24 protein-coding genes are annotated in these 25,258 nt (G+C 72.2%); 11 read left to right on the forward strand and 13 right to left on the reverse strand.

The genetic code is table 11. The features are described from left to right. Positions 1-6 precede the first annotated feature (6 nt). Positions 7-1,224, forward strand: coding sequence for a patatin-like phospholipase family protein (locus AC1HIL_RS29950; protein WP_479670706.1), 1,218 nt, complete (start codon positions 7-9; stop codon positions 1,222-1,224). 11 nt (positions 1,225-1,235) lie between these two features. Here AC1HIL_RS29950 and AC1HIL_RS29955 read toward each other — a convergent pair whose 3' ends face one another. The 4 genes from AC1HIL_RS29955 to AC1HIL_RS29970 all read right to left on the reverse strand — a co-directional run bounded on the left by AC1HIL_RS29955 (position 1,236) and on the right by AC1HIL_RS29970 (position 4,232). Continuing rightward, positions 1,236-1,916, reverse strand: a complete 681-nt coding sequence (locus AC1HIL_RS29955; RefSeq protein ID WP_261213931.1) for a YceH family protein — start codon at positions 1,914-1,916, stop codon at positions 1,236-1,238. A 31-nt stretch (positions 1,917-1,947) separates the two neighbouring features. Further along, positions 1,948-2,676, reverse strand: coding sequence for a phosphodiester glycosidase family protein (locus tag AC1HIL_RS29960; RefSeq protein ID WP_413762498.1), 729 nt, complete (start codon positions 2,674-2,676; stop codon positions 1,948-1,950). 25 nt (positions 2,677-2,701) lie between these two features. After that, a complete protein-coding gene (locus AC1HIL_RS29965) occupies positions 2,702-3,733 on the reverse strand; it encodes an isocitrate/isopropylmalate dehydrogenase family protein (protein WP_413762497.1) in 1,032 nt (343 codons plus the stop codon). A gap of 112 nt (positions 3,734-3,845) precedes the next feature. Continuing rightward, positions 3,846-4,232, reverse strand: coding sequence for a DUF4180 domain-containing protein (locus AC1HIL_RS29970; protein ID WP_413762496.1), 387 nt, complete (start codon positions 4,230-4,232; stop codon positions 3,846-3,848). 109 nt (positions 4,233-4,341) lie between these two features. Here AC1HIL_RS29970 and metG point away from each other — a divergent pair, with 109 nt between their 5' ends. Beyond that, positions 4,342-6,438 carry a methionine--tRNA ligase gene (metG, locus tag AC1HIL_RS29975; protein ID WP_479670707.1) on the forward strand — a complete coding sequence of 699 codons (2,097 nt, stop codon included), beginning with the start codon at positions 4,342-4,344 and terminating at the stop codon, positions 6,436-6,438. 29 nt (positions 6,439-6,467) lie between these two features. Then, positions 6,468-6,686 (forward strand): hypothetical protein, encoded by a 219-nt coding sequence (locus tag AC1HIL_RS29980; protein ID WP_177239243.1) that lies wholly within the window; start codon positions 6,468-6,470, stop codon positions 6,684-6,686. A 19-nt stretch (positions 6,687-6,705) separates the two neighbouring features. On the opposite strand, the gene AC1HIL_RS29985 is transcribed toward AC1HIL_RS29980, so the two are convergent. After that, the gene (locus AC1HIL_RS29985; RefSeq protein ID WP_479670708.1) at positions 6,706-7,458 is read right to left on the reverse strand and encodes a response regulator transcription factor; all 753 of its coding nucleotides are present in this window, start codon (positions 7,456-7,458) and stop codon (positions 6,706-6,708) included. A 139-nt stretch (positions 7,459-7,597) separates the two neighbouring features. Here AC1HIL_RS29985 and AC1HIL_RS29990 point away from each other — a divergent pair, with 139 nt between their 5' ends. Beyond that, entirely contained in the window at positions 7,598-9,031 is a 1,434-nt protein-coding gene (locus tag AC1HIL_RS29990) for an amidase (RefSeq protein ID WP_479670709.1), read from the forward strand. Between the two features lie 4 nt (positions 9,032-9,035). On the opposite strand, the gene AC1HIL_RS29995 is transcribed toward AC1HIL_RS29990, so the two are convergent. The 4 genes from AC1HIL_RS29995 to AC1HIL_RS30010 all read right to left on the reverse strand — a co-directional run bounded on the left by AC1HIL_RS29995 (position 9,036) and on the right by AC1HIL_RS30010 (position 15,843). Beyond that, the gene (locus AC1HIL_RS29995) at positions 9,036-12,581 is read right to left on the reverse strand and encodes an autotransporter outer membrane beta-barrel domain-containing protein (protein ID WP_479670710.1); all 3,546 of its coding nucleotides are present in this window, start codon (positions 12,579-12,581) and stop codon (positions 9,036-9,038) included. Positions 12,582-12,712: 131 nt separating this feature from the next. Beyond that, positions 12,713-14,542, reverse strand: a complete 1,830-nt coding sequence (locus tag AC1HIL_RS30000) for a sensor histidine kinase (RefSeq protein WP_479670711.1) — start codon at positions 14,540-14,542, stop codon at positions 12,713-12,715. Continuing rightward, complete coding sequence (locus AC1HIL_RS30005; protein ID WP_413762491.1) at positions 14,542-15,255, reverse strand: response regulator; 714 nt, start codon at positions 15,253-15,255, stop codon at positions 14,542-14,544. Before AC1HIL_RS30005 ends, AC1HIL_RS30000 begins: the two co-directional genes overlap by 1 nt. A gap of 81 nt (positions 15,256-15,336) precedes the next feature. Then, positions 15,337-15,843 (reverse strand): outer membrane protein assembly factor BamE, encoded by a 507-nt coding sequence (locus AC1HIL_RS30010; protein WP_479670712.1) that lies wholly within the window; start codon positions 15,841-15,843, stop codon positions 15,337-15,339. Positions 15,844-15,884: 41 nt separating this feature from the next. Between AC1HIL_RS30010 and AC1HIL_RS30015 the strand changes: the two genes are divergently transcribed. The 7 genes from AC1HIL_RS30015 (at position 15,885) to AC1HIL_RS30045 (ending at position 21,600) form a co-directional block, all read left to right on the forward strand. Next, a complete protein-coding gene (locus tag AC1HIL_RS30015; protein ID WP_057597652.1) occupies positions 15,885-16,091 on the forward strand; it encodes a DUF3460 family protein in 207 nt (68 codons plus the stop codon). A gap of 75 nt (positions 16,092-16,166) precedes the next feature. Further along, a complete protein-coding gene (locus AC1HIL_RS30020) occupies positions 16,167-17,009 on the forward strand; it encodes a segregation and condensation protein A (RefSeq protein ID WP_261213953.1) in 843 nt (280 codons plus the stop codon). 125 nt (positions 17,010-17,134) lie between these two features. Beyond that, positions 17,135-18,715 (forward strand): L-aspartate oxidase, encoded by a 1,581-nt coding sequence (gene nadB / locus AC1HIL_RS30025; protein WP_057598114.1) that lies wholly within the window; start codon positions 17,135-17,137, stop codon positions 18,713-18,715. A 69-nt stretch (positions 18,716-18,784) separates the two neighbouring features. Beyond that, positions 18,785-19,678, forward strand: coding sequence for a 3-methyl-2-oxobutanoate hydroxymethyltransferase (gene panB / locus AC1HIL_RS30030; RefSeq protein WP_479670713.1), 894 nt, complete (start codon positions 18,785-18,787; stop codon positions 19,676-19,678). A gap of 44 nt (positions 19,679-19,722) precedes the next feature. Continuing rightward, positions 19,723-20,574, forward strand: a complete 852-nt coding sequence (panC, locus tag AC1HIL_RS30035; protein ID WP_057592029.1) for a pantoate--beta-alanine ligase — start codon at positions 19,723-19,725, stop codon at positions 20,572-20,574. After that, positions 20,571-21,209 (forward strand): 7-carboxy-7-deazaguanine synthase, encoded by a 639-nt coding sequence (gene queE, locus AC1HIL_RS30040; protein ID WP_057592030.1) that lies wholly within the window; start codon positions 20,571-20,573, stop codon positions 21,207-21,209. The genes panC and queE overlap by 4 nt, the downstream gene beginning before the upstream one ends. A gap of 28 nt (positions 21,210-21,237) precedes the next feature. Beyond that, complete coding sequence (locus tag AC1HIL_RS30045) at positions 21,238-21,600, forward strand: 6-carboxytetrahydropterin synthase (protein WP_057592031.1); 363 nt, start codon at positions 21,238-21,240, stop codon at positions 21,598-21,600. Between the two features lie 15 nt (positions 21,601-21,615). Here AC1HIL_RS30045 and nadA read toward each other — a convergent pair whose 3' ends face one another. The 4 genes from nadA to secB are packed head-to-tail and all read right to left on the reverse strand — an operon-like array spanning position 21,616 to position 25,183. Continuing rightward, entirely contained in the window at positions 21,616-22,731 is a 1,116-nt protein-coding gene (nadA, locus tag AC1HIL_RS30050; RefSeq protein WP_296728965.1) for a quinolinate synthase NadA, read from the reverse strand. Between the two features lie 13 nt (positions 22,732-22,744). Continuing rightward, entirely contained in the window at positions 22,745-23,620 is an 876-nt protein-coding gene (gene nadC, locus AC1HIL_RS30055; protein ID WP_413762484.1) for a carboxylating nicotinate-nucleotide diphosphorylase, read from the reverse strand. Positions 23,621-23,660: 40 nt separating this feature from the next. Next, positions 23,661-24,689: an NAD(P)H-dependent glycerol-3-phosphate dehydrogenase gene (locus AC1HIL_RS30060; protein ID WP_479670714.1), complete on the reverse strand. Its 1,029-nt coding sequence runs from the start codon at positions 24,687-24,689 to the stop codon at positions 23,661-23,663. 29 nt (positions 24,690-24,718) lie between these two features. Further along, complete coding sequence (secB, locus tag AC1HIL_RS30065) at positions 24,719-25,183, reverse strand: protein-export chaperone SecB (protein ID WP_057592035.1); 465 nt, start codon at positions 25,181-25,183, stop codon at positions 24,719-24,721. Positions 25,184-25,258 lie beyond the last annotated feature (75 nt).

Here is a 25,258-nt window from a genome sequence, read left to right on the forward strand (position 1 = left end):
CGAAAAATGCCAGAGACAAGCCCCCCGACGACCGGCCTGCTGCTCACCGGCGGCGGCGCCCGCGCCGCCTACCAGGTGGGGGTGCTGCAAGCCATCGCCGAGATCCGGCGCGTGGCCGGCGCCGCGGGTGGCGGCAACCCCTTCCCGGTCATCACCGGCACCTCGGCCGGCGCCATCAACGCGGCCGTGCTGGCCTGCGGCGCCGACGACTTCGACGCCGTGGTGGCCCACATCGCGCAGTTCTGGGGCGAGTTTCGCGCCGGCCAGGTCTATCGCGCCGATTCGCTCTCGGTCATCGGCAGCGGCGCGCGCTGGCGCATGCTGCTGGGCCTGGGGCGCTTCGCGGCCAACTGGATGCGCGTGAAGCCGCGCTCCCTGCTCGACAACACGCCGCTGTCGCAGATGCTCGAGCGCATGGTGCCGCTGGACCGCCTGCCCAAGCTGATGCAGCAGGGCCACCTGCGGGCGCTGGCGGTCACGGCCTCGAGCTACAGCTCGGGCGAGCACGTGACCTTCTTCGAATCGGGCACGCCGATGGCGCCCTGGGTGCGCTCGCAGCGGCTGTCGGTGGGCTGCCGCATCTCGCACGCCCACCTGCTGGCCTCGGCCGCGATCCCCTTCGTGTTCCCGGCCACGGCGCTGCCGATGGAAGGCCACACCGAGTACTTCGGCGACGGCTCGATGCGCCAGTCGGCCCCGATCGCCGCGGCCATCCACCTGGGCGCGCAGCGCATCGTGGTGATCGGCGCGGGCCGCATGCACGAGCCGCGCGAGGCGCCCGCGCCCAACACCCACAGCGGCTATCCGACCATGGCGCAGATCGCGGGCCATGCGCTGTCGAGCATCTTCCTCGACGCGCTGGCGGTCGACATCGAGCGCCTGCGCCGCATCAACCACACGCTGGGCCTGATCCCCGAGGAGGCGCGCGCCGAGAGCGCGCTGCGACCGATCGACCTGCTGGTGATCTCGCCCTCGGAACGCCTCGACGTGATCGCCGCGCGCCACGTCGACGCCCTGCCCGGCGCCGTGCGCCACCTGCTCGGCGGCTCGCAGGTCGCGGCCGACGTCAAGGGCGGCGCGCTCGCGAGCTACCTGCTGTTCGAGTCGGGCTACACGCGCGAACTGATGGCGCTCGGGCATGCCGACGCGATGAAGCAGCGCGAGGAGGTGCTGCGCTTCTTCGGCTGGGAGGAGGCGCTGCAGCCGCAATCGACGGAGGCCTGAGCGCCGGCCGTTCAGCCGGCGTCGGAAATCCCGAGCTCCGAGCACACCCGCCCGAGCAGCGCCTTGAGCTGCGCCACCTCGGCCTCGAGCCGCGCCACGTTGGCCTTGAGCGCCGCCACCTCGCCCAGCGAGACATCGTGCGCGGCGCGCGGCGCCTCGTAGCCGCCCGCGGGCGCGGCCTCCTCGGCCGGCGTGCCGCTCAGCAGGTGCGCCCAGCGGCTCTCGCGCGCGCCGGGCAGGCGTGCGAGCTTCACCACCAGCGCGCCGGCCGAACGCTCGGACAGCTCGTCGAGGAAGCCCTCGACCGAGGAGATGTCGGCGAAGTTGTGCATGCGGTCGCAGGCGATGCGCAGCTCGCCCGCGGTCTGCGGGCCGCGCAGCATCAGCACCGTGAGCAGGATCACCGACTGCGAGGGAATGCGCAGCACGCGGTCGATGTTGTGCTCGTAGCGCCAGGCGCGGCCGCCGCTGGTCTCGGCCACCAGGCTGTAGCCCTTGAGGCTGTCGATCGCGGCCTGCACCTGCGACTCGCTGAGCTCGAGCACCGGGTTGCGGCTCGTCTTCTGGTTGCAGCCCGACACCAGCGCGTTGAGCGTCAGCGGATAGCTGTCGGGCACGGTGCGCTGCTTTTCGGCCAGCACGCCGAGGACGCGGGTTTCGACTAGGGACAGGACGGGCAGCGCAGTGGTCATGGCTCGGCGGGAAAACGAAGGGGAACGGGATTCAGGGCGAAACGACCGCGAGTATGGGCCCGAGCTCGCGCACGAAGTCGCTGCGCCCGAGCGCGGTCGAATGCAGGGCCGAGACGGTGCCGTCGAGATAGAGCGCGTCGCGGCAATGCAGCACGTCGCGGAAGTAGAGCGCGAACTCGTGGAAGTTCACGGGCGTCTCGCTGAGCACGAAGATCGCCGTGTGGCCCGACACGCCGACGCCGTTGCGGATCTTGCGCGAGGGCGAGTCGACGATGAACGAGCGATGCACCGCGCCATGGCGCAGCAGCAGCGGGCCCGACTGGGTGGCGATCGACAGGCCGCGCAGCCGCGGCGCGAGCGCCGGGTATTCCGACGACTCGATCACGCGCGGCCCCTCGTCCGAGACCAGGAACACGCCGTTGGGCCGGAGGAAGAAATTGCCGGCGCCGGCCTCGAGGTTGAGCGGCGACTCCTCGCGGCCCTCGCGCACCAGGAGGCCCACGGGCGCGAAGTCGGCGTGGTACATGCCGGCATTCACCGCGAAGTCGAGCCGGCGCCCGCGCTCGGCCAGCCAGGCCTGCAGCCGGTCGAAGCGCTTGAAGGCGGTGCCGCTGTCGTCGTTGAGGAACAGCGAGAGCCGGTCCTTGCGCAGGTCGACGCGCACCACCGTGTAGCGCGCCGGCTCGGCGCGCGCCGACGCTGCCAGGCCCAGCACGAGCCCCGCCACCAGCATCGACAGCCACAGCAGGCGCCTGGGCATCGGGATCGTCGCCGGTGCGCGTGCCTCAGGCGTTCTGGATGCGCGCCACCAGCGCCTTCGTGAAGGCCCCGGTGCCAGCGCTGCCGCCCAGGTCGCCGGTGCGCACCTGGTCGATGTTGAGCGTGTCGTCGATGGCCTGGCGCAGGCGCGTGGCGAGCTCGGGCAGCTTGCAGTGATCGAGCATCAGCGCGGCCGCAAGCATCAGCGCGATCGGGTTCGCGATGCCCTTGCCCGCGATGTCGGGCGCCGAGCCGTGCACCGCCTCGAAGATCGCGGCGTTGGTACCGATGTTGGCGCCGGGCGCCATGCCCAGGCCGCCGACCAGGCCCGCCACCAGGTCCGACAGGATGTCGCCGAACAGGTTGGTGGTGACCAGCATGTCGAACTGCCAGGGGTTGAGCACCAGCTTCATCGCGCAGGCGTCGATGATGACCGTGTCGAGCTCGAACTGGCCCTTGTACTTCTTCTCGTAGAGGTCGAGGCCGGTCTCGAGGAAGATGCCCGTGAGCGCCTTCATGATGTTGGCCTTGTGCACGATCGTGACCTTCTTGCGGCCGGTGGCCACGGCGGTCTGGAACGCGTACTCGAGGATGCGGCGGCTGCCCTGGCGCGTGTTGATGCCGGTGGCCATGGCCACGGCGTGCGGGTCGCCGTCGATCGGCACGTAGTGCTCGTGGCCGATGTACAGGCCCTCGAGGTTCTCGCGCACCACCATCAGGTCGATCTTGTCGAAGCGCCCGCCCGGGATGATGGTGCGCGCCGGGCGCAGGTTGGCGTAGAGCTCGAACTCCTCGCGCAGCCGCACGTTCGACGAGCGGTAGCCGCCGCCCGAGGGCGTCTCGAGCGGGCCCTTGAGCGCGAGCCGGGTGCGGCGGATGCTGTCGAGCGTGGCCGCGGGCAGCGGATCGCCCGAGGCCTTGACGCCGCCCAGGCCGGCGATCTGGCGGTCCCATTCGAAGGGCGCTTTCAGCGCGTCGAGCGCGGCCAGCGTGGCGTCGACGATCTCGGGGCCGATGCCGTCGCCGGGGATCAGGGTTGCGGGAATGGGGGTGGTCATGAAGGGCGCCCTTGGTCGAGGAATGGGGAGTCGCGGCCGCCGGGGCGCGCGGAGGCCGAAGAATAACGCCGGGCCCATGGCACCGCCTTGACGAGGCCCGGCGCCGCGAGGGTCATTCGCGGGCCAGCCAGGCCAGCGCCTCCTCGCGGCTGTCGAGGAAGCGGCAGTAGCGGCCCTGGCGGGCCTCGCGCAGGTATTCGGCGAAGCGCTCGCCATGCTCGGCCGCCGGCGACACCACCACGGCCGCGCGCAGGCGGTAGGTCTGCAGCTTCTCGAGGAATTCGCCCGCGAAGCGGGTGCGCAGCGCGAAGAAGGCCGGCGGCAGCACGGCCTCGTCGAGCAGCAGGCGGTCGGTGTCGTGCTCGAAGCAGGCGCCGACCACGTCGGTGGCCTCGCGGGCGTCGGTCAGCGGATGGGTCCACTCGACGATGCGCGCCGGGCCGTGGACCAGCAGCGCGTGTCGGGCGGGCGGAAATTCGGGGTCGTCAAGCTGCGGCATGGGGTCGATGCTGCCATCGAACCCGCCGGAACGCGGCGCCACCTAAAATGCCCGGTTCTCCCGCCGCGTCGCTTCCGACGCTCCCGCAACTCCGAAAGCGCCTCCCCCGATGTCCGCCCCGCGCAAGCTCTTCGTCACCACCGCCCTGCCGTACGCCAACGGCAAGTTCCACATCGGCCACATGATGGAGTACATCCAGGCCGACATCTGGGTGCGGAACCAGCGAATGAACGGTGCCGACGTCAACTTCGTCTGCGCCGACGACGCGCACGGCGCGGCGATCACCATCGCGGCCGACAAGGCCGGCGTGACGCCGCAGGCCTTCGTGGCCGAAATCGCCGCGGGCCGCAAGCAGTACCTCGACGGCTACCACATCGCCTTCGACAACTGGCACTCGACCGACGGCCCCGAGAACCACCAGCTGGCGCAGGACATCTACCGCGACCTGCGCGCCAACGGCCTGATCAGCACCAAGAGCGTCGAGCAGTTCTACGACCCCGAGAAGGGCATGTTCCTGGCCGACCGCTTCATCAAGGGCGAGTGCCCGAACTGCCACTCGAAGGACCAGTACGGCGACAACTGCGAGGTCTGCGGCGCGGTCTACGCGCCCACCGAGCTGATCAATCCCTACTCGGCGCTCTCGGGCGCCAAGCCCGAGCTGCGCAGTTCCGAGCACTTCTTCTTCAAGCTGTCGGACCCGCGCTGCGAGGCCTACCTCAAGGAATGGACCGCCGCGCCCGGCCACGTGCAGCCCGAGGTGCAGAACAAGATCCGCGAGTGGCTCTACAAGGACGACGAGGGCAAGGGCGGCCTCGGCGACTGGGACATCAGCCGCGACGCACCCTACTTCGGCATCGAGATCCCCGATGCGCCGGGCAAGTACTTCTACGTCTGGCTCGACGCACCCGTGGGCTACCTGGCCTCGCTCAAGAACCTGCTCGACAAGCGCTGCATCGAACTGGGCGGCGACGGCATCTCGTACACCGAGTACATGGCCGATCCCGAGCTCGAGCAGGTGCACTTCATCGGCAAGGACATCATCACCTTCCACACGCTGTTCTGGCCCGCGATGCTGCACTTCAGCGGCCGCAAGGCGCCCGACGCGGTCTACGTGCACGGCCACCTGACGGTCAGCGGCGAGAAGATGAGCAAGAGCCGCGGCACCGGCATCGACCCGCTCAGGTACCTGTCGCTCGGCCTCAACGCCGAATGGCTGCGCTACTACATCGCGGCCAAGCTCAACGGCCGCAACGAGGACATCGACTTCAACCCCGAGGACTTCGTCGCGCGCGTCAACAGCGACCTGGTGGGCAAGTACATCAACATCGCGAGCCGCGCGGCCGGCTTCATCGGCAAGCGCTTCGGCGGCAAGCTGGGCGAGGTGTCGGCCGATGGCGACGCGCTGCTGTTCGCGCTGCGCGAGGCGGCCGGCCAGGTCCATGCGCTCTACGACGGCCGCGACTATGCGCGCGCGCTGCGCGAGGTGATGGCGCTGGCCGACAAGGTCAACGAGTACGTCGACCAGAACAAGCCCTGGGAACTGGCCAAGAAGGAAGGCGCCGAGGCGCGGCTGCACGACGTGTGCACGGTCTGCATCGAGGCCTTCCGCCTGCTCACGCTGTACCTCAAGCCGGTGCTGCCGGCGCTGGCCGCGAACGTCGAGGCCTTCCTGAAGATCGCGCCGCTCGCCTGGACCGATGCCGCGCAGGCGCTGCCGGCGGGCCATGCGATCGGCGAGTACAAGCACCTGATGCAGCGTGCCGACGCCAAGGTGGTCGACCAGCTGTTCGACGCGCCCGAGCCGGTGGCGGCCCCCGCCGCCGAACCCGCGGCGGATGCGCTGCCCGGCGGCGAGGCCATCGCGCCCACCATCGGCATCGACGACTTCGTGAAGATCGACTTGCGCATCGCGAAGATCGTGGCCTGCGAGAGGGTCGAAGGCTCGACCAAGCTGCTGCGCCTCACGCTCGACGCCGGCGAAGGCAAGACGCGCAACGTGTTCAGCGGCATCGCCTCGGCCTACCAGCCCGAGCAGCTCGTGGGCAAGCTCACGGTGCTGGTCGCGAACCTCGCGCCGCGCAAGATGAAGTTCGGCGTCAGCGAAGGCATGGTGCTCGCCGCCAGCCACGCCGACGAGAAGGCCCAGCCGGGCATCCACGTGCTCGAGCCCTGGCCCGGCGCCACGCCCGGCATGCGCGTGCGCTGAATCCCGCGTTCTTCCGAAGAGGTCCCGCCATGACGACACCGCTGCCGATGTTCTTTCGCGCCACCCTCGCGGCGGCGCTGCTGGCCGTGCTCGGCGGCTGCGCGGTGGTCTCGGTCGCGAGCACCGCGGTCAGCGTGACCGCGGGCGCCGTGGGCCTCGCGGCCGACGCGGCGATCGGCACCGCGCGCATCACCGGCAAGGCGGTGGGCGCGGCGGCCGATGCGGTGATTCCCGACGGCGACAAGTAGATAGGCGCCGCGTTCGGGCCTATGCGGCCTGCGCGCCCACCAGCCGCGCCATCTGCACCTTGCTCGTGACACCCAGCTTGGCATAGACCTGCCGCAGGTGATGGCGCACCGTGGCCGGCGAGCTGCCGAGCGTGCGCGCCACCATCTTGTAGCTCTGCCCCTGCGCGAACAGCCGCGCCACCTCGGCCTCGCGGCGGCTCAGCAGCGTGAGGGCAGCCGGCGCCGGCACCGGCGCCTCGTGCAATCCCAGCCCCTGCACCAGCACCAGGTGCGGCATCAGCAGCTCGACCAGCGCCTGCGCGCGCGCCCCGAGGCCGGCCGCCTCGCGGCTGTAGAGCGACAGGTGCATCCACCACGGCGAACCGGGCGCGGGCACGATCACACTGAGCGCCTGGCCGATGCCGTGGTCGGCCGCGAAGGCGCGCATCGAGGCCACGGGCGGCAGCTCGTGCGCGGCCAGCGCGACGCGATGGCCGGGCTGCGCCATGGCGGCCGGCACCACGGGATCGATGTGCCGCACGCGGCACCAGTCGTTCACGAAACCGGGCGCCAGGCCGCGCGTGTGGCCGCCCTGCGGCCGCAGGGTGCCAGCCTCGAACAGCGAGCGGCCGAACCAGGCGCCGTCGAAGGCGATGTGGCGCGCCAGCCAGTCGAGCAGCGCGCCCGCGCCCAGCCGCTCGGGCTCGGCCGCCAGCGGATAGAGGCCGAGCAGCATCGCACCGAGCTGCTCGGCGGGAACGCCCGACACCGACGGAAAAGCCTGCTGCGCCATGCGGCGCGATCTTAGGCGTGCCCCGCGCCCCTGGGGCACGGAGATTCCCGCATCGTTCATCTGAACGACTGCCGCGACGGGCCACGCCCACCTACGCTGCGGGCGGCCTTTCACTCCAACGAAGACACAGGACCCCGCCATGCATCTCGCCGACTACAGCCGCCTCGACGCCACCGCGCTCGCCGACGCCATCCGCCGCAAGGAGACCACCGCCGCCGAGGCGCAGCGCTGCGCGCGCGAGGCCGCGGCCGCGCTGAATCCGCAACTCAACGCCATCATCGAGCTGTTCGACGCGCCGCTCGCGCACGAGGCTCAGGGTCCGTTCGGCGGCGTGCCCTTCCTCATCAAGGACCTGGTGCTGCAGGCCGAGGGCGTGCGCTGCCAGGCCGGCAGCCGGCTGTTCGGCCCGGGCCTGCCCGCGCCGGCCGACAGCGCGCTGATGGCGCGCTTCCGCCGCGCGGGCTTCGCCACGCTGGGGCGCACGCACACGCCCGAGTTCGGCTTCAACGCCACCACCGAGAGCGCCTTCGGCGGCGCCACGCGCAACCCCTGGAACCCGGCGCACAGCACGGGCGGCTCCAGCGGCGGCTCGGCCGCGGCGGTGGCCGCGGGCATCGTGCCGGTCGCGCATGCCAACGACGGCGGCGGCTCGATCCGCATCCCGGCCGCGGCCTGCGGCCTGGTCGGGCTCAAGCCCAGCCGCGGCCGCGTCAGCGCGGGCCCGGGCTACGGCCTGCCGCTGATGGGGCTGGGCATCGAGGGCGTGGTGTGCCGCACGGTGCGCGATGCCGCCGGCGCGCTCGACGCGATGCACGGCCCCGAGCTCGGCGATCCCTTCCTGATGGCGCCGCCCGCGCAGCCCTATGCGCAGGTCATCGGCGCGCCGCCGCGCCGGCTGCGCATCGCGGTCACGACGCAGTTCCCGGGCACGCAGCCGGCCGCGCGCGCCTGCGTCGAGGCGGTCGAGGCCACGGCGGCGGTGCTCGCCGACCTGGGCCACGTCGTGGAATGGGACACGCCCGCCTATGCGCACGAGGCCTTCCTCGCGGCCACGCGCACCTTCTGGTCCTCGTTCCTCGCGGCCGGCGTGGCGGGGGTGGCGCAGGCGCTGCAGATCACCGTCGACCAGGCGCTGGCCCAGGTGCAGGCCTGCACGCGCGCCACCGCCGAGCACGGGCTGCGGCTGAGCGCGCTCGACCTGGAACTGGCGCTGATGCAGATGAACGCGGTGTCGCGCGAGGTCGCGCCCTTCTTCGCGCGGCACGACATCCTGCTCTCGCCCACGATGCGCACGCCGCCGGTGGCGCTGGGCGTGCTCGACCAGGACGATGCCGCGCGCGACGCGCAGGGTTTCTTCGACCACCTGTTCGACTACGCCGCCTGCACCCCGCTGGCCAACCTCACGGGCCAGCCCGCGATCTCGCTGCCGCTGGCGATGGCCGGCGACCTGCCGATCGGGGTGCAGTGCATGGCGCCGATGGGCGACGAGGCCACGCTGCTGCAACTCGCGGCGCAGCTCGAGCAGGCGATGCCCTGGAGCGCGCGGCGGCCGGCGCTGCACGCGGCGGCCTGAGTCCTCACCAGCGCACGTTGATCCCCGCGCTCGCCTGCACCGAGGCGCGCGAGCGCAGGTTGCCGCCGAGCGCGAAGCGGCGGCCCAGTTCGCCGTAGACGCTGACCGCGGGCCCGAGGCGCCACGAGAAGCCGCCCGCGAGCTCGGCCGAGGTGCCGCTCGCGCCGCTCGCGATGTCGGTGGAGGCGGCCGGCCCCGCGAAGCGCGCGATGTCGTGGCCGGCCGAGGCCTTGTAGACGTTGAGCCGGCCATAGGGCTCGACCACGCCATCGCCCGCGGCGATGCGGCCCTTCAGGCGCAGGCCGGCGCGCAGCAGCCAGCCGTTGGCGCTGTCCTGCGACACCACCGCGGCGGGGATCAGCGCCTCGTCGATCGAGCGGCTCTGGTGGATCAGCTGCAGCTGCGGCTCGAGCGCCCAGCCGGCGCCGAGCTCGAAGGGCTGGCCGATCTCCACCGAGGCCACGGTGCTGCGGCCCTTGCCCTCGACCGGCAGCGCGGCCAGCGGACGGGCCGTGTAGTCGTGGCGGCCGAACTGCAGCACCGCGTCGACATAGAAGCCCGCGGCATTCGCATAGGTGGCGTAGCCGCCGAGGTAGCGGCTGCGCAGGTCGGTGCGGCCGATGGCGCCCCACATGCCGCTCGCGAAGCCCTGCACGTCGGCCTTGCCCTCGAGCTGGCCCACGTAGACGCCGGCGCGCCACCCGGCGCCGGCCCAGAGGTCGGTGCCGGCCTGGAAGCCGCCCAGGTGCATCTCGCTGCGCGGGTCGACCGCGCCGCGCTGCGCCAGCGTCGGGTCGGCCACGATGACCCGGCCCCAGGCGCGGCGCAGGGGCGGGCCGTCGCCGGCGGCCGGCAGCGCGCCGCTGCGCTGGTGCAGGTTCGACAGCATCGTGAGGTCGCTCTCGCGCAGCTGCGCGGGCAGCGCGGCGAGCATCGGCACCTGCACGCGATAGGCCGGGCGCTCGACCGGCACGGGGGCCGGCGGCAGCGTCGGCGGGGGCGCGGGCGGCGGCTCGGCGCTGCCGCCGCCGGACGAAGGCGGCGCGGGGGGCGGAGGGGGTGGCGGCGGAGGTGGCGGCGTCACCCCCACGCTCGAGCGCAGGTACCAGTTCTCGCCGAGCCCCTGCGCATCGGCCGCGTGCAGCCGGTATTCGAAGGCGCCCGCGTCCACGTGGCCGCCCACGAGCGCGAAGGCGTCGCGCGTGGTCTGCGCGGTGGTGGTGGCACCATTGATCGCGCTCACGACCTCGATGCCGTCGCCGGTGGTCAGCGCGCCCAGGCCGCCGAGGTTGACGATCTGCACCTGGGTGCGGCCCGTGACGCTGGCGGCGGCATTGGCGCGCAGGCCGGTCGCGGTGGCGCTCACGGTGCCGGCCTTCAGGGCGAGGGTCTCCTCGCGGACGCCGCCATCGATCACCAGCCGGTCGCTGAGGCTGCCGCTGTCGCCGAGCCGCGTGCCCAGGCGCAGGGTGCCGTCCTGCCCCACATAGGGACCGCGCACGGTCAGCCGCGTGCCGGGCTCGGTGCCGACCAGCGACACCGTGCCCGCCACCGTGAGGCCGGCCACGGTCTGGTCGTGGCCCGCGAGGTCGAGCGTGCCGCCGCGGCGCACGTCGTGGTGCGAGGCCTCGCTGAAGGTGTTGGCGCGGCCCGCGCGCAGCACGCCCTCGTCGACCGCGGTGACGCCGCCGTGGTCGTTGCGGCCCGCGAGCACCAGCGTGCCGGGGCCGGTCTTGAGGATGCCGCCCGGGCCCTCGATGCCCACGTTGAAGGTGGCGGTGACGCCCGCATCGACGCGCACCGGCGCTTCGTCCAGCTGCGGCACCAGCCGCCCGGGCAGCGAGCCCTCGGCATGCGAGCCCTCCTCGAGCCGGTAGCCGTCGCTGCGGAACTGCATGCCCTTGAAGTCGAACAGGCCGTCGATGGTGACCGCGCCCGCGCGGCCCTGGAAGATCGCCATGTTGCCGTTCCAGGCCTCCGCGTTGCGCCCCGCGATGTCGGTCCATTGCGGCTCGAGATAGCGCCAGTTGCCGTCGCCGCCCGCGACCACGCCGTCGCCGGCCGTGCCGCCGCCGTCCCAGAACTGGTTGGTGCCGACCGCGCCGCCGCTGACCTCCAGCTCCACCGTCGAGCCGCGCACATGCACCGCGTGCGTGAAGCCCGTGGGCATGGCGCCGAGCTCGAGGCCGTTGTCGGCGATGCTGCCGTCGACCCGCATCAGGGTCTGCACGCCGTTGCCGTAGCCCACGCGCTCGCTGACGTCGAGGCTGCCGTCGAGCGTGAGGTTGCCGGCCACCGTGACGAGGTCGCCGGCGCCCGGCACGCCCGGCGTGCCGAGGTCGTAGTGCAGCCGGCTGCCGGGGTCGAGTGTCAGGTCGCCGAGCACGGCGAAGGTGCCCACGCCGCCGTCGCCGGGCGCCAGTGTGCCGCCCGCGCGCACGGTGGCCGACCTGACCTGCCCGAGGCCGCCCAGCGTGGCGCCGCCGGCCACCTCGACCGTGCTGCGCGGCAGCGCACCGTTGACCAGCAGCGTGCCGCCGAGCACGCGCGTGCGGCCGTCGGTGTCGTGCGCGCCGCCGAGCGCCAGGGTGCCGGCGTTCTCCTTGTCGATCGCGATGCTGCCGCCGATGGCGCCGTCGTAGGCCACGCGGCCCGGGCCGCGGTCGAACACCACGCGGCCGAAGCCCGAGAGGTTGCCCGTGATGGAGCCCGCGTTCGCGCCGTCGCCCACGCGCAGCGTGCTGCCCAGCACGATGTCGCCGCCCTGGGTGTTGTCGCCGGTCAGCGTGACCGGGCTCGAGACCTCGAACCGGCCCGGGCCGGAGATCGCCGCGCCCAGCACCAGCGGCGCCGTGCCGGCGCGCGAGATGGCCAGCGTCGAACCGGGCGTGGCGAGCACGATGCGCTCGGCCACCAGCGCATCGACCGGGGTCTCGCCGATCACCAGCACATGGCCGTCGGCCATGCCCGCCTGCCCGAGCTGCAGCGTGCCCGCGCTCACGCGCGCGCCCTCGTCGAGCTGCATCATCCCGGTGCCGCTGCGGCCGATCTGCAGCTCGCCGGCGACGTTGAGCGCGCTGCCCGCGCCGCTCAGCGACACCGTGTTCTCGGTGCCGCCGCCGCCCTGCGAGACGAAGCGCGCGGCATTCACGATGCCGCCGTTGCCGATGCGCAGCAGGGTCTGCACGTCGCGGCCGTCGCTGCTGCCGAGGTTGAACAGGCCCGTGTCGAGCCGGCCCGCGCCCTCCACCACCATCAGCGTGCCGTTGGAGGCATCGACCGAGGCCGCGCTGGCCGGGCCCGAGACGATGCCGACGACGGTGCCCGGCACGAGGTTCACGGTCACGGCCGTGCCGGCGCCGGGCACGCCCGCGCTCCAGTTGGCGGCGTTGAACCAGTCGGCGCGCGCCATGTCGGCATAGGGCGGCGCGGAGGTCCACGCGCTCTGCGCGAAGGCGCGCGGCAAGGCGGATGCGCACACCAGGCCGGCGACGGCGGCGGCGATCAGGGTCGGCGTGAAGACGGCACGCGGCCGAAGAACAGGTGTCATGGCGAGGAGGCGCAAAGGGGTGGAACGACCCGTGCGCGCGGGGCCTGGCGGGCCTGTGCGAGACGCAGCGGGGGCTGCGTTCGAATCTAGGAAAACGGGGCGCGCGGCGCGCCCCATAAAGATGGCGGTCGCTACGCCAGCGGCAGCCGCAGCACCACGCGCGTGCCGGGCTCGGCCTTCTCGATGCGCAGTTCGACGCCGGCCTGCGCGGCGCGCTGGCGCATCGAGCGCAGGCCGTTGCCGCGCGCCTCGCCGAGGCCGCAGCCGTCGTCGCGCAGCACGATCTCGATGGCATCGCCACCGACCGTCGTGCTGACCGCCGCGCTGACCGCGAGCACGCGTGCGCGCGCATGCTGCAGCACGTTCGAGATCGCCTCCAGCAGCATGTACTGCAGGTGCCGCGTGGCCTCGTCGGAATCGCAGCGCCAGCGCGGCAGGTTCGCCACCGACCAGTCGAGCGCGAGCCCCGCGGCCTCGATGCGCGGCTGCAGCCGGAAGCGCATGCTCGCGAGCAGCGCGTTGGCGTCGCCGGCCGGCAGGTTGATGGCATCGATCGACAGCCGCAGCTGGTCGAGCGATTCGCGCAGGGTCTGCATCACCTCCGACTTGGTGGCCACGCCGCGCTCGAGCTGCAGCATGGCGGTGATCAGGTGCGCGCCGGCGCCGTCGTGCATGTCGCGCAGGATGCGGGCGCGCTCGGCCGCCACCGCGCTCGCATGCTCGAGCCGGCGCAGCTCGGCATGCTTGTCGGCCAGCTCGGATTCGCGCAGGCGGATGCGGTCCTCGAGCGACAGGTGCAGCTGGCGCAATTCCTCGCGCGTGCGCTGGAAACGGATGCCCACGATGGCGAGGATCGCGAGGCTCACCAGCACGGCCGCGAACTTGGTCCAGCCGGCCTCGTCGAAGCGCTCGACCAGCAGCCGCGCGATCACGCTGTCGCGCACCAGCGCGACCCAGCCCGCGACCAGGATCAGCAGCATCCAGGCGCGCTCGCCAGCCCGCTGGCGCCAGGTCTCCCAGCCCAGCCGCAGCGACAGCGCGAGCCAGCCGGCCACCAGCAGCAGGATCCAGCCGAGCACCCAGTTCTGCGTCTGCTGCAGCGTGCCGAGCGCCAGCGCCACCGGGCCCAGGCCCAGCACGCCCCAGACCAGCCATTGCTCGCGCCGCGGCCGGCCGTGCCAGACCTCCCGGATCACGAGGTAGGTGGCGATGTGGCCGAGCCAGAACACCGCGAGCACCACCTTGAACCAGCTCGGCCAGGCGAGCAGGCCCTCCTCCCACCAGGTGGCGGCGATGCGCAGGCTCCACAGCGCCTCGCACAGCGCGGCCCAGCCGTAGACGGCCTCGCGCTGCTGCGCCCACAGCATCAGGCAGAACACCGCCACCAGCAAGCTGAACAGCGTGATCACGCGCGGCAGGGTGACGTGGCGCCATTCGAGCGCGTCCCACTGCGGCTGCAGCAGGCGCTCGGCGCCCAGGCGCACCGGCGCGATGCCGGCGCGGCGCGAGGGATCGGCGCGCACGGCGATCTCGAGCAGGTTCTCGCCGTCGCGCAGCAGCGAGGGCGGCACGCGCAGCCACAGCGGGCGGCGGTTCGACCAGCCGTCGTTGATCTGCTCGAGCTTGCCGGCGGCCGCGATCACCTGGCCGTTGAGCTTCACGCGGTAGGCGTTGCCGATGCGGCTGACGAGCAGCGCCTGCGGCTCGTCGGCATGGCCCGCGGGCGCGGCGAAGCGGATGCGCACCTGGGCCCAGCCGACGGCGCGCGGCCAGTGGGCGTCCCAGTGCAGCGGCAGCGTGACCTCGGCCGGCGGCGGCGAAGGGCGGCCGACGAAGCGCAGCTGCAGTTCGCCGCGGTCGAGGGCGAGCACCTCGTTGGCGGCCCCCGCCGTGGCGGGCATCAGCAGCACAGCCACCAGCACGAGCACCGGCACGAGAGCGGCGAGCAGCAGGCGGCGCATCAGCCCAGCATGCGCCCCAGCAGCCCCATGCGGCTGGCCTCGAACACGGCCTCGCCGCGCGAATGCACCGCGAGCTTGCTGTAGAGGTTCTTGATGTGGCCCTGCACCGTGTGCTTGGTCACGCCCTGCAGGCGCGCGATCTCGCCGTACGAGTAGCCGCGCGAGATCAGCTCCAGCACCTCGGTCTCGCGCGGGGTCAGCATCATGGCGGCCGCCGGGTCGGGCGCGGCCGCGGGCCGGGCGTCGGCGCCGCCGCGCACGTGCAGCAGCAGCTTGCGCGCGATCATCGGCGAGATCGGCGAGGCGCCGTGCTTGATGTCGACGATCACCTGCGCGATGTCGGCCGGCGAGGAGTCCTTCTGGATGTAGCCCACCGCGCCCGCGCGCACGCAGTCGAGCACCGTGTCCTCGTCGCCGAAGACCGAGACCACCAGCACCTCGCAGGCCGGCTGGCTGCGCACCACCTGGCGCAGCAGCTCGAGCGCGTGGCCGTCGGGCAGCGCGAGGTCGGTCAGCAGGATGTCGGCCTGGTGGCTGTCGAACCAGGCCACGGCCTCGGCCATCAGGCCCAGCGAAGCGACCAGCTCGAGCTCGGGATGGGCCGCGATGCAGGCCTCGAAGAAATGCCGGACCTCGGCATCGTCCTCGAGCAATGCGACGCGCCAGCGCAGCGCGGAGGAGGAAGCGGCGGGGATGGCGGCGGCGTCGGGCATGGCGGTGGCGCCGAGCTTAGTCGGCGCCGCGCGCTTCGCGCCCCCCATTTTCATGGGGTGACCGGGGCGCGTTTCCCGGCCTCAGGGCGCCTCGGTGCCGCGGTCGGGCGACGAGCCGCTGCGCACCACGCGCTGGTCGTCGTTGAGCACCGCGGTGAACACCATCGGCGAGTTGGGCGGCTGCAGCCAGCGCCATTCCCATTCGTACTCGCGGCGCAGCGGATAGGGCGTGACCTTGGCGGGCTTGCCGAGCATCTTGCGCAGGTCCTCCATCGCCATGCCGTTGGTCACGCGCGCGAAGTTCTCGGGCGTGAGCACCTGGCGCAGCGCGCTCATCTTTCCGTCGGCGCCGATGGTGATCATGTAGTTCTTCTGGCCCTGGGGCTGGCGGTTGTATTCGAGCACCCGGCCGCCGGGCGCGTCCCAGACGTTCTCGGGTTCGCCGAAGCGCGCGCGCACGTCGGCCTCGGTCGACACGCCCTCCTCGAGCTGCTCGATGCGCTGCGAATCGCAGCCCGCGACGAGGGCCGCCACCACCGCCAGCCACACGGCCGCCACCCCGATCCGCCAGACTCGTACCTGCCCCATGCCGTCCCCCGGTAAAATTCGCGCCCACAAAGGTTCAGTCTATGTCCATCTTCCGCCGCCCCCACTACACCTCCGAGATCACCAGCTTCATCGACGAGATGAAAACCAAGAAGCCGACGCTCGAGGCGGAACAGCGCGCGGGCCGCGCCCTGCTCTGGGACAAGCACCTCGACCGCGGCCTGCTCGAGGAATACGCGGAAGCCCGCGTACCGCAGCAGCCCTACGTCTACCAGACCCAGGCCAAGTAAGAACATGATGCCGATACGGCATCCGTCGCCCGCCAATGCTGGGCACGGCGCTACTTTTTCGATAGCGCCTGCCCGATGAGCGGACCGCGCGACGAGGACAGCGACACGCTGGTCGTGGCCATGCCGGAGGTGGTCGACCAGGTCGCGCTCGCCCGGCTCTACGGCGAGCCGCTGTTCGCGATGCCGAAGGACCTGTACATCCCGCCCGAGGCGCTGCAGGTCTTCCTCGAGGCCTTCGAGGGCCCGCTGGACCTGCTGCTGTACCTGATCCGCAAGCAGAACTTCAACATCCTCGACATCCCGATGGCCGCGCTGACGCGGCAATACCTGAGCTACGTCGACGAGATCCGCCAGACCAACCTCGAACTCGCGGCGGAATACCTGCTGATGGCCGCGATGCTGATCGAGATCAAGTCGCGCATGCTGCTGCCGCCCAAGAAGGCGGCCGAGGGCGAGGAAGCCGAGGACCCGCGCGCCGAGCTCGTGCGCCGGCTGCTCGAGTACGAGCAGACCAAGCTGCAGGCCGCCTCGCTCAACGCGATGCCGACCTACGGGCGCGACTTCTGGCGCGCCCAGGTCTACATCGAGCAGTCGCTCAAGCCGCGCTTCCCCGAGGTGGCGGTGGTCGACCTGCGCGATGCCTGGGCCGACATCATGAAGCGCGCCAAGCTCGTGCAGCACCACAAGATCTCGCGCGAGGAGCTCAGCGTGCGCGAGCACATGAGCATCGTGCTGCGCCACCTGCAGGGCCAGCGCTTCGTGGAGTTCGAGAAGCTGTTCGACGTCTCGCGCGGCGCCCCGGTGATGGTCGTGACCTTCATCGCGATGCTCGAGCTGGCCAAGGAAACGCTGATCGAGATCACGCAGGCCGAGGCCTTCGCGCCGATCTACGTGCGGCTGGCCTACTCGCCCGCCTGACACGCGCATGAAGGCTCCCGCCCTCGCGCGCCGTCCGGCGCGGCACCTCCCTCTCACCCTGCCGTCGGGCCGGACCGGTGCGCTGCCGCACCACCGATCCTGACCCTCCTCCCTTCCCGCGCGCCATGGCCTCCTCCCTCGATTTCGACGTCCTCATCGTCGGCAGCGGCCTCGCCGGGCTCTCCGCGGCCCTGCTGCTGGCGCCCGCGCACCGCGTGGCGGTGCTGACCAAGCGCGCGCTGGCCGACGGCTCGAGCGGCTGGGCCCAGGGCGGCATCGCGGCGGTGCTGGCCGCGGGCGACAGCTTCGACGCCCATGTCGACGACACGCTGGTGGCCGGCGCCGGACTGTGCGATGCGGCCGCCACGCGCTTCGTGGTCGAGCATGCGCCCGAGGCCATCGGCTGGCTGCGCGAGCTCGGCGTGCCCTTCTCCGAGGAGGACGGCGACCTGCACCTCACGCGCGAGGGCGGCCACAGCCAGCGCCGCATCGTGCACGTGACCGACGCCACCGGCGCGGCCGTGCAGCAGGTGCTGATCGAGCGCGTGCGCCGCACGCCCAACGTGACGCTGTTCGAGCACCACACGCTGGTCGACCTGGTCGCCGGCGAGCGGCTCGGTGCGCCCGAGGCGGGCTGCGCGGGCCTCTACGCGCTCGACGACGCCAGCGGCGAGGTGCTGGCCTTCCGCGCGCCGCACACCATCCTGGCGACGGGCGGCGCGGGCAAGGTCTACCTCTACACCACCAACCCCGACACCGCCACCGGCGACGGCATCGCCGCCGCCTGGCGCGCGGGCTGCCGGGTGTCGAACATGGAGTTCATCCAGTTCCATCCGACCTGCCTCTACCACCCGCATGCCAAGTCCTTCCTGATCAGCGAGGCGGTGCGCGGCGAAGGCGGGCTGCTCAAGCTGCCCGACGGGACCCGCTTCATGCCGCGGCACGACGAGCGCGCCGAACTCGCGCCGCGTGACGTGGTGGCGCGCGCGATCGACTTCGAGATGAAGAAGCACGGCCTGGACTGCGTGCACCTCGACATCTCGCACCAGAGCCCGGATTTCCTGCGCGCGCATTTCCCGAACATCCTCGCGCGCTGCGCCGAGCTCGGCATCGACATCACGCGCGAGCCTATTCCCGTGGTGCCGGCGGCCCACTACACCTGCGGTGGCGTGGTGACCGACCTGGCCGGCCGCACCGACCTGCCGGGCCTCTACGCGATCGGCGAGACCGCCTGCACCGGGCTGCACGGCGCGAACCGGCTGGCCAGCAATTCGCTGGTGGAGTGCATGGTGTTCGCGCGCGCGGCGGCCGCGGCCATCGGCGCCGCGCCGGCACGCGCGCCGGTGGCGCTGCCGGCCTGGGATGCGAGCCAGGTGACCGATGCCGACGAGGCGGTGGTGATCTCGCACAACTGGGACGAGCTGCGCCGCTTCATGTGGGACTACGTGGGCATCGTGCGCACCAACAAGCGCCTGGAGCGCGCCAGCCACCGCATCGCGCTGCTGCAGGCCGAGATCCACGAGTTCTATGCCAACTTCCATGTCACGCGCGACCTGCTCGAACTGCGCAACCTGGTGCAGGTGGCCGAGCTGATCGTGCGTTCCGCGCAGGCCCGCCACGAGAGCCGGGGCCTGCATTTCAGCCGCGACTATCCTTCGCTCGCCGAGCCCACCGCGCCCACGGTGCTGGTACCGGCCGACCGATAGACCCACCCGTTCCCGCCTTCTTCAACCCAGGATGCCCGGCCACCGACGCCCGCAGGGAGAAACCCAACCATGTCCAACGCCTCCACCCCGAACGAAGCCACCACTGCCACGCCCTACGGCACGCTGCCGCCGGCCTCGCAGCCCGCCACGCGCAAGCCGCTCGGCCTGCCGCGGCTGGCCGAGCTGCATGCGCGCGGCGAGAAGATCGCGATGCTCACGGCCTACGACGCCACCTTCGCGGCCGTGGCCGATGCCGCGGGCGTCGAATGCCTGCTGGTCGGCGACTCGCTCGGCATGGTCTGCCAGGGCCTGTCGAGCACGGTCGGCGTCACGCTCGAGACCATGCGCCACCACACCGACAGCGTCTCGCGCGGGCTGCGCCGCGTGCAGGGCACGGCCTGGCTGATCGCCGACCTGCCCTTCGGCAGCTACCAGGAGTCGCGCGAACAGGCGCTGCGCAGCGCCACCGTGCTGATGCAGGCCGGCGCCCACATGGTGAAGCTCGAGGGCGGCGGCTGGACCACCGAGACCGTGCGCTTCCTGGTCGAGCGCGGCATCCCGGTGTGCGCGCACCTGGGCCTGACGCCGCAGACCGTGCATGCGCTCGGCGGCTACCGCGTGCAGGGCAAGGGCGACGCCGCCGCGGCCCGGCTGCGCGAGGAGGCCCAGGCGCTGCAGGATGCGGGCGCCGCGATGCTGGTGCTCGAGATGGTGCCGGCCGCGCTGGCCGCCGCGCTCACGGCCGAACTGACACGCTGCGCCACCATCGGCATCGGGGCCGGCCGCGGCACCGCGGGCCAGGTGCTCGTGCTGCACGACATGCTGGGCCTGAACCTGGGCCGCATGCCGAAGTTCGTGCGCAACTTCATGGACGGCGCCGGCGGCATCCCGCAGGCGCTCGCGGCCTATGTGCGCGCCGTCAAGGACGGCAGCTTTCCCGACGACCGGCTGCACGCCTGGTAAGCCCCCCTCTTCTTTTTTTCCATCGTTCCAAGGAGGACCGCCTCATGTTCATCGCCCGCACCATCCCCGAGCTGCGCGACCACCTGGCGCGCTTCGAGCGCCCCGCCTTCGTGCCGACCATGGGCAACCTGCACGACGGCCACATCGCGCTGGTCACGCAGGCGAAGCCGCTGGGCGACGCCACCGTCGCGAGCATCTTCGTGAACCGGCTGCAGTTTTTGCCGCACGAGGACTTCGACACCTATCCGCGCACCTGGGACAGCGACTGCGCCAAGCTGGAAGCCGCCGGCTGCGACGTGCTGTTCGCGCCCGACGAGAAGGCGCTCTATCCCGAGCCCCAGACCTGCAAGGTGCATCCCGACCCGGCGCTGGCCGACATCCTCGAGGGCCACTTCCGGCCCGGCTTCTTCGTCGGCGTGTGCACCGTGGTGATGAAGCTGTTCAGCTGCGTGCAGCCGCGCGTGGCGGTGTTCGGCAAGAAGGACTACCAGCAGCTGATGATGATCCGCCACCTGGTGCGGCAGTTCGCGCTGGCTATCGAGATCGTGGGCGGCGAGACCCGCCGCGCCGACGACGGCCTCGCGCTCTCCTCGCGCAACGGCTACCTGAGCGAAGGCGAGCGCGCCGAGGCGGTGCAGCTCTCGCGTGCGCTCAAGGAGATCGCCGAGGCCGTGCGCGGCGGCGGCGAGCTCGCGGCGATCGAGGCGCGCGCGATGCAGGCACTGGCCCAGCGCGGCTGGCAGCCCGACTACCTGACGGTGCGCCGCCGCCTCGACCTGCAGCCGCCGGCCGCGCTCGACGGCACCGAGCCGCTGGTGGCGCTCGCGGCCGCGCGCCTGGGCAGCACGCGGCTGATCGACAACCTCGAGATCGAGCCCTGGGCGGCGACGCGATGAGCTATAGCGTCAAGGAGATCTTCTACACGCTGCAGGGCGAAGGCGGCCAGGCCGGCATGCCGGCCGTGTTCTGCCGCTTCGCGGGCTGCAACCTCTGGAGCGGCCGCGAGGCCGACCGCGCCAGCGCGGTCTGCCGTTTCTGCGACACCGATTTCGTCGGCACCGACGGCACGCTGGGCGGCAAGTTCAAGGAGGCCGATGCGCTGGCCGACACCATTGCCGCGCAGTGGCCCGCCGACGATGCCGGCCACCGCCTCGTGGTGCTGACCGGCGGCGAGCCGCTGCTGCAGGTCGACGCCGCGCTGATCGATGCGCTGCATGCGCGCGGCTTCCGCATCGCCGTCGAGAGCAACGGCACCGTGGCCGCGCCCGAGGGCATCGACTGGCTCTGCATCAGCCCCAAGGCCGGCGCGCCCTGGGTGCAGCGGCGCGGCCAGGAACTCAAGCTGGTGTGGCCGCAGGAGGGCATCGACCTCGACGCGATGGCGCGCAGCGGCGAGTTCGCGCACCGCTTCCTGCAGCCCATGGACGGCCCGCGGCAGGCCGCCAACACCGCGCTGTGCATCGACGCCTGCCTGCGCCAGCCGCGCTGGCGCCTCAGCGTGCAGACCCACAAGTTCACCGGCATCCGCTGATGCCCGCTTCCCCGTTCCTGCGTTCCCCATGCGATTCACGATCAGCCAACGCTTCTTCTTCGACGCCGCCCACACCCTGAAACGCGAGATCGAGGCCGAAGGCAGCCGCCGCATCCACGGCCACACCTACCACGCCGAGGTCTGGCTCGCGGGCGAGCGCGATCCCGCGACCGGCATGGTGATCGACCTGGGCCTGCTGCGGCGCCGGCTCGACGACGTGCGCGATCGGCTTGACCACCGGCTGCTCGACGAGGTGCCGGGGCTGCATCCGCCCACGCTGGAGAACCTGTGCCTGTTCATCGCCGAGGCGCTGGGCGAGCTTCAGGCTTCGCTGGCGCGCGTGCGGGTGTGGCGCGAGGCGCTGGGAGACTCCTGCACGCTGGAGTTCTAGCCCCGGCCCGGCTGGTCAGGCCGCGCCGATCCCCGCCACCAGGCTGCCCGGCGCGATGCCGTTCTTCAGCCCGGCCGTGAAGGCCAGCATGCGGTCGATCGGCACGCGCGCGCGCAGGCCCAGCGCCGGGTCGACGTGGATCTCGCCGGCGCCGGTCTCGAGCGCGTTCGCGAGGTCGGCCAGCCCGTTCATCGCCATCCACGGGCAATGCGCGCAGCTCTTGCAGGTGGCGCCGTTGCCGGCCGTGGGGGCCTCGATGAAGGTCTTGCCCGGATTGAGCGTGCGCAGCTTGTGCAGCATGCCGTTGTCGGTCGCGACGATGAACTCGGTCGCGTCGAGCTGGCGCGCGGCATTGAGGATCGCCGAGGTCGAGCCCACGGCATCGGCCAGCGCGATCACCTCGGCCGAGGACTCGGGATGCACCAGCACCTTGGCGCGCGGATGGGCCTGCTTGAGCAGCTCGAGCTCGAGCGCCTTGAATTCGTCGTGCACGATGCAGGCGCCGTTCCAGCTCACCATGTCGGCACCGGTCTGGCGCTGGATGTAGTCGCCCAGGTGGCGGTCGGGGCCCCAGAGGATCTTGCGGCCCTGCGCATGCAGCGCGCCCACCACGTCGAGCGCGCAGCTCGAGGTGACGAGCCAGTCGGCGCGCGCCTTCACGGCGGCGCTGGTGTTGGCGTAGACGACCACGGTGCGGTCGGGATGGGCGTCGCAGAAGGCGCTGAACTCGTCGACCGGGCAGCCCAGGTCGAGCGAGCAGTTGGCGTCGAGGTCGGGCATCAGCACCCGCTTCTCGGGCGACAGGATCTTGGCGGTCTCGCCCATGAAGCGCACGCCCGACACCACCAGCGTGCCGGCCGCATGGTCGCGGCCGAAGCGCGCCATCTCGAGCGAATCGCTCACGATGCCGCCGGTTTCCTCGGCCAGGTCCTGCAGGTCGGGGTGGACGTAGAAGTGCGACACCATGACCGCGTTGCGCTCGCGCAGCAGGCGGCGGATGCGCTCCTTGAGCGCCTCTCGCTCGGTGGGCGTGGGCTCGGGCGGCACGCGGGCCCAGGCGCGGCGGGTGTCGCAGACGCTCCCTTCGGCCGGCTGTTCGTACTCGACATCGATGACGGCGGAGGAAGCCATGTGCGCGTCTCCCTCAGCGGTCCTGGAAGCGCATCGAGAAATCGATGGCCTTGACGTCCTTGGTCAGCGCACCGACCGAGATCCGGTCGACGCCGGTCTCGGCCAGTTCGCGCAAGCCCTCGAGCGTGACGCCGCCCGATATCTCGAGCACCGCGCGGCCTTCGCCGGCGGCGTCGTTGATGCGCACCGCCTCGCGCAGGGTCGGCAGGTCCATGTTGTCGAGCAGCACCATGCGCGCGCCGGCGTCGAGCGCCTCGCGCAGCTGCGCCAGGGTCTCGACCTCGATCTCGACGAAATCGGCACGCTCGGCGGCCGGAGCCACGGCGCGCAGCGCGGCGGCCACGCCACCGGCCGCGGCGATGTGGTTTTCCTTGATCAGCACGGCGTCGTACAGGCCGATGCGGTGGTTGAGGCCGCCGCCGGTGCGCACCGCGTACTTCTGCGCCAGGCGCAGGCCCGGCAGGGTCTTGCGCGTGTCGACGATGCGCGCGCGCGTGCCCTCGACGATGTCGCTGTAGAGAGCGGCCTTGGTCGCGACGGCGCTCAGCAGTTGCAGGAAGTTGAGCGCGGTGCGCTCGGCGGTCAGCAGCGCGCGGGCCGGGCCTTCCATCTCGAGCACGACCTGGTTCGGCTCGCAGCGCCCGCCCTCGGCGCAGCGCCAGTCGATGCGCACCTGCGGATCGAGCTGCGCCAGCGTGGCCTCGACCCAGGGCGCGCCGCACAGCACGGCCGGCTCGCGCACCAGCACGCGCGCCTGGGCGCGGCGGCCGGCATCGACCAGGGAGGCGGTGAGGTCGCCGTCGGCGACGTCCTCCTGCAGTGCGCGGGCTGCATCGGCCTGGGCCAGCGCGGCGATGGCCGGCGCGGAGAAATCGAAACGGGAACGCATGGGGCGGCTTGTCTTCCGGATGTTGTTATGGGGGCCGCCTTCAGGGCGGCGGCCGGACCGATTCGGGCACCGGGTCGCGCCCGGTCAGCGCGGCCACGGCGTCGGCGGGGCTCACGCGGCCGTCGAGCAGCGCGACCACGCCTTCGGCGATGGGCATTTCCACGCCCAGCCCGCGCGCGCGCTGCACCACGGTGCGGGCGCAGTAGACGCCCTCGGCCACGTGGCCCAGCGAATCGACCGCCTGCGCCAGGGTGCGGCCCTGGGCCAGCAGCAGGCCGACCTTGCGGTTGCGCGACAGGTCGCCGGTGGCGGTGAGCACCAGGTCGCCCAGGCCCGACAGGCCCATGAAGGTGTCGGTGCGGGCGCCGAGCGCGAGGCCGAAGCGGGTCATCTCGGCCAGGCCGCGCGTGATCAGCGCGGCGCGCGCATTGAGGCCCAGCGCGAGGCCGTCGCACAGGCCGGTGGCGATGGCCAGCACGTTCTTGACCGCGCCGCCGACCTCGACGCCGACGATGTCGTCATTGGCATAGACGCGCAGCGCGGGGCCATGGAAGGCGTCGACCAGCGCGTCGCGCACGGCGGCATGCGGGCTGGCCGCGACCAGCGCGGTCGGGCGGCCCTCGGCCACTTCCTGCGCGAAGCTCGGGCCGCTGAGCACGCCGGCCAGCAGATCGGGCGCGACCTGCGCGCGGATCTCGTGCGCCAGCAGGCCGAAGGAGGAGGCGGTGGTGTTCGCGGCCTGCGCGGGCTCCACGCCCTTGCAGAGCCAGGCGACCGGCACGCGGGTGCCGCTGTCGCGCAGGGTCTCGAGCTGCCGGCGCAGCGCGGCCATGGGCGTGGCCACGATGACCAGGTCGGCGCCGGCCTGCGCCTGGCAGATGCCGCCCGCGCGCACCGCGAGCGAGGCCGGCAAGGCCAGCCCCGGCAGGTAGCGGGTGTTCTCGCGGGCCCGGGAGATGGCCTCGGCCTGGGCCGCGTCACGGGCCCACAGCGTGACCTCGTGGCGGGCGGCCGCATTGACGGCCACCGCCGTGCCCCAGGCGCCGGCGCCATGAACGCAGATCTTCATCGGCGTCGCGGCGTTGCGTGCCGTCAGGCTTACTGCGTGACGATGGGCGAAGGCTGGCCGGCGGCCTGGGCCTGCTGCTGCTCGTACATGGCCTGGAAGTTGATCTCGGCCAGGTGCACGGGCGGGAAGCCGCCGCGCTGGATCACGTCGGCCACGTTGCCGCGCAGGTAGGGGTAGACGATCTGCGGGCAGGCGATGCCGAGGATCGGGCCCATCTGGTCTTCGGGCAGGTTGCGGATCTCGAAGATGCCGGCCTGCTTGGCTTCGACCAGGAACACGGTCTTGTCGCCGATCTTGGTCTGCACGGTGGCGGACACCGACACCTCGAAGATGCCGTCGGCCACGGGCTGGGCGTCCACGCCGAGCTGGATGTCGACGGTGGGCTGTTCCTGTTCCAGCAGGATCGCGGGCGAGTTGGGTTGTTCGAGCGACAGGTCCTTGAGGTAGACGCGCTGGATCTGGAACACGGGATCTTGGGCTTGCTGGTCGGCCATGGCTGAACTTTCGAGGGTCAAAACAAGGCCCGCCGGGGGATGGTTTCCCGCGGCGGGCCGCAGATGGTGAACGGG

The sequence above is a fragment of the Variovorax sp. ISS6 genome (genome assembly GCF_056523145.1).